The organism is Waterburya sp. (genome assembly GCF_058530065.1).
The window spans coordinates 1-9,694 of the sequence record NZ_JBZNBU010000428.1 but is presented as its reverse complement, the minus strand read 5'-3'; the positions used below and the strand labels follow the sequence as shown (position 1 = coordinate 9,694).

Sequence of the window (9,694 nt, the reverse complement as noted above, 5' to 3'; positions counted from 1 at the left end):
TTCGATCGCAAAGGAATTATTCGGGGCAAGTTTAACATGATATAGTCGGTCGAAACCCTCTTCATAACTGGGTAATTCTAATTTTTTAGCAGTAGCTAAAATACCCACCATCGGAATTTTCGACTGGCGATCGCGCTGGCTATTCCGTTGCTGGCACTCTTCTAAATTTGAAACAGTCCAGATTAAAATTTTCAGACAAAAAAACTTGACGAGGTATTGAGCAAGTTTATAATTTATCCTATAAGGTCTGAGTATAGGAGTAGAAGTTTAGAGCTAACATAATCCAGGGTGCAGGAGTTGAACCTGCCTAGCACAAATTATGAGTTTGTTGCCTAAACCGCTCGGCCAACCCTGGTTATATATTTTTTTTCTTTAATAAGACATTATATTCTTAAGGCTAGTACCTTTGGCAAGAATAATCTTAAAAAATAATACAGATTGAGATTCGATGAAAATAAAAGTAAATTTTTTGCTAACTGCTTTTTTATTTTTGCTGATGTTGGCAGGGGGAGTTGCTAGCTCTTATGTTGGCTATTTCATGGGTAGAGAAGCTCTCAAAGTAGTCACTCAACCCGATATTAACTCTGAAGACTCCAATCGAAGGCAAAAACCTTTGGGAGGACAACACAAAGGGCTAAAAATCATTAATGAAAAAGACATTTTAACCAAAATCTACAATCAATTCCAGGCGGAGAATAAATGGTAACTAGAGCAACTCTGCAATGGTATTTCATACATTTATTTATCCTTAGTTAATCAATGGCAGAACAAAACTTGTGGTTGACTTTGATTGGTGTATTTTTACTAATTGCGATTAATGCCTTTTTTGTAACCGCGGAATTTTCGATTGTTTCCGTACGTCGCTCTCGGATTAGCCAACTAGTCAAAGATGGAGATCTTCAGGCTCAAACGGTGCAATCTCTTCAAAGAAGTATCGATCGCCTGTTGTCTACGACTCAACTAGGGATTACTCTCTCCAGTCTAGCATTAGGCTGGGTAGGGGAAAGAACAGCGACCACTGCGATCGCAGCTTTGGCTCACAAAATCTCTTTACCCGACTATTTATCCAAAGCGATCGCTCATTCTTTGGCTTTGCCTTTGGCATTTATTGTCTTGGCATATTTACAAATTGTCTTAGGAGAACTTTGCCCGAAGTCCGTGGCTTTAATGTATCCCGAACAAATAGCGCGATTTTTTGGACCTCCTAGTTTGGCGATTTCCCGTGTTTTTCGACCATTTGTCGCTATTTTAAATTTATCGACGCGATTGCTACTCAAGCTTTTTGGCGTTGAGTATAGTGGCTTGGGATGGTACGAATCAGTTACTTCCGAAGAGTTACAGCTAATTATTGCTACAGAAAGAGAATCGATTGATTTAGAAAAGGAAGAAAGACAACTGTTAAAAAACATTTTTGAATTTCGCGATGATACTGCCGAACAAGTAATGATTCCCCGTACTGATATCAAATTTCTTTCCCTATCTACTACTTTTGGCGAATTGTTAGAAACTATTGCTGAATCTGGCTATTCTGGCTATCCTATTGTCGGAGATTCTTTAGACGACATTCGCGGAGTCATTCACTACAAGAAGCTATCCCAACCCCTAGCCAAAGGAGAACTCCACAGAGACTCTTCCATCGAACCTTGGATCGAACCTGTCGATTTTATTCCCGAATCCACATCTCTCAACGAGCTTTTGCCTTTGATGCAAAAATCTCACCAAAAATTGGCGATCGTTATTGATGAATTTGGCGGTACTTCTGGTTTAATTGCTCTGGATGACTTGGTGGCAGAAATTGTGGGCGATGAAGGCAATCTTCCAGATTCGGGAATTGAGCCGATTCAATCACTTGATGACCGTACTTTTTTGGTTTCAGCACAGATGAACTTAGAGGAAGTCAACGAGCATCTAGGATTGGAGTTGCCCATAGCTGATAATTACAATACCTTGGGCGGTTTTTTATTAGAACAATGGCAAAAAATTCCCCAAAAGGGAGAAAAGCTAGATTATGGCGATTTAGAATTTACCATCGCAGCAGCTGATAGCAATCGTCTCTATCAAGTATTAGTCCATCGATAATTAATTTTTAAAGAAATCTACTTAAGAGTCGTTGAATAGTTCTCCATCGGGCATCGTTGCTCCCGTTAAAATTGTTTGACTGAGATCTACATTGTCCATACGAGCTTGAAATAGATTTGCTCCTTGAAGAAAAGCGTTTTTTAAATTGGCATTAGTTAAATCGGCGTTTTCTAAATTGGCATCAATTAAATTTGCTTGTTGTAGATTAGCACCAACCAAAATAGCGCGATTTAGATTGGCTTCCCTTAAAAATGCTCTTTGCAAAATAGCATGACTCAGATCTGCTCTATTTAAGAGGGCTTTACCTAGATTAGCCTTGTATAAGAGTGTAGATTTCAAAGAAGCCGACCTCAAATCTGCCTCAGTCAACCTAGCTTGACTCAAATTGCCTAAATTCAAGTTGGCTTTTTCTAAATTTGCTTTCTCTAGATTTGCTTCACTCAAATCTATTTCAGTCAATATTGCTTGGCTCAAATTGATTTGGGGTAGGTTTGTTTGTTTAAGAATTATTCGAGCCAGATCGATTCGGTCAAAATTTCTTTTTCCTCCTCGATATTGTCTCAACAGTTCTTCTGGGTTCATGCTGTTTTAAACATCTAACCGATTGCCAGTTAGGAAGATCGACTTTACATTTGTTCATAAAACCTACCAAGTTATGTGAGTCTAAATACTTAGATTAATGATGACTTAAGATTTCTAGGAGAAAAAACAATAATTTTCTTTTAGATTTTCTTAATATTCTTTCCATTAGCTTTAAAAAATATTAAGATTTAGATGTAAAAAGTAAAGCAGGTAAACTATTTTTGCCCGAATTATCTTCCGATCGCCCCCTCGACAGTCCCTACGACCTTGGAAACCCCCACAATGGGCTGTCTCGCAATTCCGAAGTTGTCTCTTCGGATCGAGAAAAAAGTATTGTAGCGGCGATCGCCTTGCGCATTCGTCAGTCTTTAGAATTGGAAGTAATTCTGAATCAAACTGTTGCGGAAGTGAGAGAATTTTTGCAGACGGATCGAGTATTTATTTATCGTTTTGAGCCTGACTGGAGTGGGGTAATTGTAACGGAATCGGCGAGCGATACTGTAGATAGCGTTTTTGGCTTTAAAATTAAAGACCCTTGTTTTGCCAATCAACATATTACAAAATATCTTCAGGGGAGAGTTCACGTACTCAATAACGTCCCTGAAGAAGATTTAGCTACCTGCTATCAAGAAGTTTTAGATGCGTTTGAAGTCAAAGCAAATTTAGTCTTGCCAATCATCGCCAATGAAGAATTGTGGGGACTTTTGGTAGCCCATCATTGCCAGTCTCCTCGGAAATGGTTGACAGAAGAAATCGAGGTACTCAAACATTTGGTCATTCAAGTGGGAATTGCAGTGCAACAAGCCGAACTCTACGAACGAGTGAAGAGTTCAAATCACTATTTAGAACAAAAAGTCAAAAAACGCACTCAATTTCTCGAAACTTCGGTTAAGTTTGAATCTTTGATTCGTACCATCACCGAAAAAGTACGAGACAGTCTCAACGAACCTCAAATTTTGCAAACCGTTACGGAAGAAATTAGCAAGGTTTTAAACATCAAGCGTTGCAAAATCGAACTATACAATCTCGATCGCCCTAATACACTGGATTCCGAAGGTCAATTTATTGGGAATCCTGACTATTCCCACGATCAACTAGATTTTGAAGATATAGCTACTTTAACTACTACAGCTACTGTGGCTTACGAATATGCGAGCGAACCGCCCAACTGCCAAGGATTAAACAGAAAAGTTGCCGACTTCCCCGAACTATATTATCAACTCCTGCAAAAACAATCCTTACAATTTGTTGAAAAAGTTCCCGAACTCAGTCCCATCAATACTCAAGCAACAAGGTTGGTATGTCCTATTTTTGACGATCGCGGTGTTTTGGGCAATCTTTGGCTGTTGCGCCCCAAGAATGAGTATTTTAAACAGTATGAAATCAGTTTGGTAGAACAGGTAGCTTCGAGCTGCGCGATCGCCATTCGACAGGCAAGACTATACCAGCAGTCTCAATTACAAATCGAAGAATTAGCTCGCTTAAACCTCCTCAAAGATGATTTTTTAAGGACTATTTCCCACGAATTGCGGACTCCCATGAGCAGCATTCAACTAGCTTCAGAAACTCTAGAAACTTTATTGCGCCATGAAATAGGCTCGAATAGATCGGAAACTTTTACTAAGGTACTAGATATTTTTCGTTCGTCTTGTAAAAGACAAAATCAGCTAGTAGACGATTTGCTGACCCTTTGTTACATCGATGCCAAAAAAGAAATTATCAAAATGCAGTGGATTGATATTAAACTTTGGCTGCCACAAATTATCGAACCCTTTCAAGAACGTATCGATCGCCAAAAACAAACTTTAGTCCTCAATGTAGATTCTAATTTACCGCAATTTAGATCTGATATTTCCATCATCAAAAGGATCTTGACCGAATTGATCAATAATGCCTGTAAATATACTCCAGAAGCAGAACAAATTATTCTTTCAGTGGGAGCGATCGATCGTGGAGTTCAATTTAAAGCAATTAATACTGGAGTAGAGATTTCTAATCCAGAACAGAAAAAAGTTTTTGATAAGTTCTATCGCATTCCCAGTAACGATCCTTGGCAATTTGGCGGTACTGGGATCGGACTGGCTTTAGTCAAAAATCTGGTTGAGCTTTTGGGGGGAGAAATTTATTTGGCAAGCCAACAAAAACAAACTATTTTTACGATAGATCTTCCCTGCGAAACTTTTTCATCAGCCTTACAATAATTAGCTCAACTTTATTCAACATCAAACCGATAAGCATACTTAGGGGATTAGGGGAATAGGGGAGTAGCGATTTTTCTTTTACGTTTAATTAGCTTGACCTGCTGATAATGTTAATTTAATCAATTTTAAAAATACGCCACATCACAAATAAGGTTATGCCCAAATAGCCAAAAACTGCTAGCCAATCCAATTCACTGCTGGTCATCATGGTCGATCTCAATAATTTGCTAGTTATAATACCAATTAATTTTTGAATTTCATAGCATATATTTGCTGTTTTTTAGACATCCAGCTATGACGGAGTAGTTTTTTTAGTTGAGGAGTCGCATTATGGTATGTTTTCTCGTCAAAATCAAATAAATTATTTTCCAAGGGATGAATATACTGTGGTGTATAGTTACCCAACAAAGATATTCTCGGGCGATCGCTTTGGTTACAAGAGGTATCGTGCCAACAAAGTCCGTGAGAAACGATCGCCGTACCTGCGGTGGCAATTATCTTCTCTGCTTGGCGTTCAAACTCAGTAACATTGGGTTTAACAGCTAAATTTTGCGTATGAGGCGCAAACAGAGGTGCGCCGTTATCTGAGGTAAAATCGTCGATCGCCCAAATTACTTGTATTTCTAAAATAGGCGATCGCGGGAAAGGAGAAGGCATCGCCCAATAGGGATAATCAACGTGAACTCCCATTCTTTGCGCTCCAGGATGGAGTATATGAGCGGAAAAGCCCCCTAAAATTATATCTTCCCCCAGAATTGCTTCAATAATCGCAAGTATTAACTTATCTTGTACCAAACGCCTAAAAAAATCATCTTTATAGATCGAACCATAAAGTCTTTCTTTGACTCCTTGATTTAATAACTTGTTGTTCTTGCGATCTTCTTGAGCAATTTCTAAAATTAAATCTCGCCCCTTGAGGGCTTCAGCACGACTCAATAAATCGGGAAGCACCACATAACCTTTCCCTTCAACAATCTCTGCGGTTAATTCAGCTAGATTCACAAACAAAATCCATTACTACCTTTCCATTTCTGCCACCGACTTAGGCACGTCAGAGGTCAAAACATCGTGTCCTTGGGAAGTTACTAAAAGATCGTCTTCAATGCGAATACCAATACCTCGCCAACGAGCGGGAATTTCAGGTTGTCCTTCGGCGGGTTTAATGTAGGGGGAAATATAAATTCCTGGTTCGACTGTCACAATATGCCCTGGCTGTAAGATTTGCCAGTTATCTTCATTGTGCTTGTAAATACCAACATCGTGAACGTCTAAGCCCAGCCAATGTCCAGTGCGGTGCATATAAAAAGGCTTATACTTTCCTTCTTGAATAATTTCTTCTCGATCGCCTTGCAATAAACCTAATTCGAGCAAACCATCTACCAATACCGAGACGGCTGCATCATGAAATTCATTATAAGGATTGCCTGGCTTGACTGCTGCGATCGCCTGTAGTTGTGCCTCTAAGACTATTTCATAAAGAGCTTTTTGTTCGGGAGTAAATTTACCACCCACAGGAAAGGTACGGGTAATATCGCCATTGTAATAACCGTAGGAACAACCTGCATCGATTAATAGCAATTCATTATCTTGCATCTGGCGATCGTTCTCAATATAGTGAAGAATACAAGCATTTTCCCCCGAAGCGACGATAGAAGGATAAGCAATGCCAATTCCTCCTTCTTTACGGAAAATATGCTCTATTTCTGCCTGTACTTGATATTCATAAACCCCAGGACGAGTAAATTCGCGAGCGCGGTTGTGTGCCATTGCCGATATTTCTGTCGCCCGTCGCATCATAGCAATTTCCCCAGGGCTTTTGACCAACCGCATGGGAAAAATAAGGGGGCGAGTATCTTCCAGGGCGAGAGGTGCTTTGCCATTTCGTTGATAGCTACCCATTAATCTTTGCCAGAGGGAAATTATTTTCTGATTAAAGCTTTTATCGTTGCCTAGATGGTAATAAATGCGATCGGCATTGACTAAATATTGAGGAAGTTGGGCATCTAATTCTTCAATAGAATAGGCTACATCCGCCCCATAGATTTCTTTTGCTGTTTCTACTCCGCAACGATAGCCCGTCCAAGTTTCTTTTTCTGGATCTTTGGGTTGAACGAAAAGAATATATTGATGTTCTGGATGGTGGGGCGCAAATACCGCCACCGCTTCTGGTTCGTTAAATCCTGTCAGATAATAGAAACTACTATCTTGACGATAAGTATACTCGACATCGTTGTGCATGGTTGCCATTGGCGCGCTGCGAAAAATCGCCGTCCCTCCGCCAATTTTGGACATAATTTCTTGTTGGCGTTGACGGTATTCTTGTCGTTCGATCCCCATTGGTTATTGCTTTAGCTAAAGTAAACAGACAGATTTATTGATCTGCAATTTATTATAGAAGTTTTAATTAGCAGAATATTGTCCCTTAAGCCCTAGGATGTATAAAGTTTTTTAAAAAACAACTCAATTTAGTCGCCTATTTTAAATGTATGGATTAAAACAGTTGAGGAAAAATACTTGGGTAATTAGAAATTTTGAAATATTTTGATAGCGCGATCGCTTTAACTACTATTTGTTCCGTGGGTTTAACTACTCTAACTTTGGCAGAAGATACCATGAATTACCCACAACCAGATACAGTTAGAGATATACAACTACAAAAGCTAAATAATTCTCTAGCAGCTAATCTCAAACATTTAGAAACCGTCGATCCCGTAATTCCTCAACCTAAACCAATATCGATCGCAGCAGTCAATTTAATTAAAGAGTTTGAAGGATTTGAAAGTGAGGCTTATATCGATACTGATGGCACTCCCGTTATTGGCTATGGCTTATCCAGAATTGATGGTAAACCAGTACAATTAGGCGATCGCATTTCTGATGCGGAAGCTAATTCTGCTTTGAATAAACATTTACACATCATTCAAGAGGAATTAGACCGAGCTATTACTGTAGAGCTCAGCGATCGCCAATTAGCTGCAATTGCTTCTCTTTCTTTTAATGTGGGAGTTAATTTTATCGAACAAAGCACTCTAGTTAAAAAAGTCAATGCAGGGGATTATTATGGTGCAGCAAATGAGTTTTTACGCTGGGATAAAGCGAATGTTCGAGGTAGATTAGTGAGGTTACCTGGGTTGACCAGAAGAAGAGAAGCAGAAAGACAGATGTTCTTACAAGGTACTTCCAATCATAGTTAGAACCAAATATTATCGATCGAGCGAGCGTGTGCGCTATTTTTTTGATTATCTCTTTAGCTAACAGTGGGGAAAACAAAAGACCAAGTAGAGAAAACAAAAATTGCTACGGCTAAGGCAGCTAATAACGCTTCGATGATATTACCAATAATTGAAGCAATCACAATACCCGCACTAGCTTTAAAAGCCTGTTGAATGCGTGCTTCTGATTCTAGGTTGCTGCGGTAAAGATATTCCCCAATAAACGCTCCTACTACAGCCCCCACTAAAACCCCAATTAAAGGTCCTCCTATGGGTAATGCAGGCAAAAAACCAAAGAAGCCTACTGCCATGCCGATAAATGCGCCATATTGACACCATTTACTTCCTCCTGCTTGTTTTACTCCAAAATAGAGAGCCAAATATTCTACTAAAGCACTGAGAATTAAAACTCCAAAAATGATAATCATCGGTAAGCCAATCCCTGCAAACCCAGTGGCAATACTCCAGCCCAAAATAGCAACTAAAATAATACTGCTGCCAGGAAGTCCAGGAATAATTGCGCCAATTACCCCTAGTCCCATTACACCCAAAACAATCCAATAAATAGTAGTTATATCCATAATTATTTAACCTATAACTGTTTTAACTGTCCCTACCGTTATTAAAGGCGAGGGGCGACGATTTGAGCAAAACGGTTTTTTCCTTCTTGTAATCGGTTGGGAATACCATTGGGATATTCTTGCTGAATAATACTTTGTAGCTGTTGAATCCGATTTCCAGGATTGGGATGAGTACTCATAAACTCTGGCTGTCTTCCCGCACCACCACTAGCGGATTCGAGAATTTTCATTAACTCTACGATCCCTTTGGGATTGTAGCCTGCCTCGGTCATAAACTGGAATCCCAAGCGATCGCTTTCTAATTCGTCTTCTCTGCCATACTTAAGATTGACCATCTGATTGACTGCTTGAGCTAAAATAGCAGCCTGTCTCCCACCTTCTGGACTATCGCTAGCAGCTATACCCACTGCATTGACTAAAGCACTGCCTAATTGTTGTTTGGCTAAATGCTCTGCACCATGTCTGCCAATGACGTGAGCCACTTCATGTCCTAAAACTCCTGCCAACTGTGCTTCAGAATTCAAACGATCTAATAAAGCAGCGGTAATAAAGACTTGTCCCCCAGGGAGGGCAAAGGCATTAACCGTACGAGGATCGCGCAATAAATGAAACTCAAATGGATAGGGGGCATTTTTGGCAACGGATTTTTGTACTACTCTATTGCCCACGCTATCTACATAATCTTGTAAAGTACGATCTGGGTATAAATTCCCGTGTTGTGCTGCCATTTTGGGGGCAGACTGACGACCAATAACTATTTCTTGTTGGGGCGTAAGTTGTACCCTTTGTCTTTCTCCCGTAATGGGATTTTCACTAACATTTGTGAAGTAATTAAACATTCCAAAGATAGCGAATATTACCCCAATTAATAGGCGTATTAATAATCTACTCACTCGATCGATACTCTTACTCTAAATGTATTAAATATATTATGGGGAGAATATTACCACGAGTATATTTGTTTCCTGATGTTTCTTTGGGCTTCTTTAATTTATTGAAAAGTTATTAGTTTTTAGTTGAAGAAAAAACACCATATACG

General features: G+C 39.5%; 9 protein-coding genes and 1 tRNA gene. 4 read left to right on the top strand and 6 right to left on the bottom strand.

Annotated elements, in window-relative coordinates; genetic code table 11:
• Positions 1-282: 282 nt before the first annotated feature.
• Positions 283-355 (bottom strand) — tRNA-Ile (locus AC33VI_RS23210).
• 93 nt (positions 356-448) lie between these two features.
• Between AC33VI_RS23210 and AC33VI_RS23205 the strand changes: the two genes are divergently transcribed.
• Positions 449-706 carry a hypothetical protein gene (locus tag AC33VI_RS23205; RefSeq protein ID WP_491784629.1) on the top strand — a complete coding sequence of 86 codons (258 nt, stop codon included), beginning with the start codon at positions 449-451 and terminating at the stop codon, positions 704-706.
• Positions 707-759: 53 nt separating this feature from the next.
• Complete coding sequence (locus AC33VI_RS23200; protein WP_491784628.1) at positions 760-2,079, top strand: hemolysin family protein; 1,320 nt, start codon at positions 760-762, stop codon at positions 2,077-2,079.
• Between the two features lie 21 nt (positions 2,080-2,100).
• Here the strand turns inward: AC33VI_RS23200 and AC33VI_RS23195 are convergent, their stop codons facing one another.
• Positions 2,101-2,661 carry a pentapeptide repeat-containing protein gene (locus AC33VI_RS23195; protein ID WP_491784627.1) on the bottom strand — a complete coding sequence of 187 codons (561 nt, stop codon included), beginning with the start codon at positions 2,659-2,661 and terminating at the stop codon, positions 2,101-2,103.
• Between the two features lie 221 nt (positions 2,662-2,882).
• On the opposite strand from AC33VI_RS23195, the gene AC33VI_RS23190 reads away from it, so the two are divergent.
• Positions 2,883-4,862, top strand: coding sequence for a GAF domain-containing sensor histidine kinase (locus AC33VI_RS23190; RefSeq protein ID WP_491784626.1), 1,980 nt, complete (start codon positions 2,883-2,885; stop codon positions 4,860-4,862).
• A gap of 243 nt (positions 4,863-5,105) precedes the next feature.
• Here the strand turns inward: AC33VI_RS23190 and AC33VI_RS23185 are convergent, their stop codons facing one another.
• Both AC33VI_RS23185 and AC33VI_RS23180 read right to left on the bottom strand, forming a co-directional pair.
• Positions 5,106-5,864 carry a phytanoyl-CoA dioxygenase family protein gene (locus tag AC33VI_RS23185; RefSeq protein WP_491784625.1) on the bottom strand — a complete coding sequence of 253 codons (759 nt, stop codon included), beginning with the start codon at positions 5,862-5,864 and terminating at the stop codon, positions 5,106-5,108.
• Between the two features lie 15 nt (positions 5,865-5,879).
• Entirely contained in the window at positions 5,880-7,199 is a 1,320-nt protein-coding gene (locus AC33VI_RS23180; RefSeq protein ID WP_491784624.1) for an aminopeptidase P N-terminal domain-containing protein, read from the bottom strand.
• Positions 7,200-7,393: 194 nt separating this feature from the next.
• On the opposite strand from AC33VI_RS23180, the gene AC33VI_RS23175 reads away from it, so the two are divergent.
• Positions 7,394-8,056 carry a lysozyme gene (locus AC33VI_RS23175; protein ID WP_491784623.1) on the top strand — a complete coding sequence of 221 codons (663 nt, stop codon included), beginning with the start codon at positions 7,394-7,396 and terminating at the stop codon, positions 8,054-8,056.
• 53 nt (positions 8,057-8,109) lie between these two features.
• Here the strand turns inward: AC33VI_RS23175 and AC33VI_RS23170 are convergent, their stop codons facing one another.
• Together AC33VI_RS23170 and AC33VI_RS23165 are read right to left on the bottom strand one after the other, a co-directional pair.
• Positions 8,110-8,655, bottom strand: a complete 546-nt coding sequence (locus AC33VI_RS23170) for a DUF456 domain-containing protein (protein ID WP_491784622.1) — start codon at positions 8,653-8,655, stop codon at positions 8,110-8,112.
• Positions 8,656-8,696: 41 nt separating this feature from the next.
• Positions 8,697-9,548, bottom strand: a complete 852-nt coding sequence (locus AC33VI_RS23165; RefSeq protein WP_491784621.1) for a M48 family metalloprotease — start codon at positions 9,546-9,548, stop codon at positions 8,697-8,699.
• Positions 9,549-9,694: the final 146 nt, after the last annotated feature.

Excerpts from the sequence above, each read along its gene's own strand:
- AC33VI_RS23200 (WP_491784628.1), top strand. The coding sequence starts at position 760 with ATGGCAGAACAAAACTTGTGGTTGACTTTGATTGGTGTATTTTTACTA.
- AC33VI_RS23195 (WP_491784627.1), bottom strand. The coding sequence starts at position 2,661 with ATGAACCCAGAAGAACTGTTGAGACAATATCGAGGAGGAAAAAGAAAT.
- AC33VI_RS23205 (WP_491784629.1), top strand. The coding sequence starts at position 449 with ATGAAAATAAAAGTAAATTTTTTGCTAACTGCTTTTTTATTTTTGCTG.
- AC33VI_RS23170 (WP_491784622.1), bottom strand. The coding sequence starts at position 8,655 with ATGGATATAACTACTATTTATTGGATTGTTTTGGGTGTAATGGGACTA.
- AC33VI_RS23180 (WP_491784624.1), bottom strand. The coding sequence starts at position 7,199 with ATGGGGATCGAACGACAAGAATACCGTCAACGCCAACAAGAAATTATG.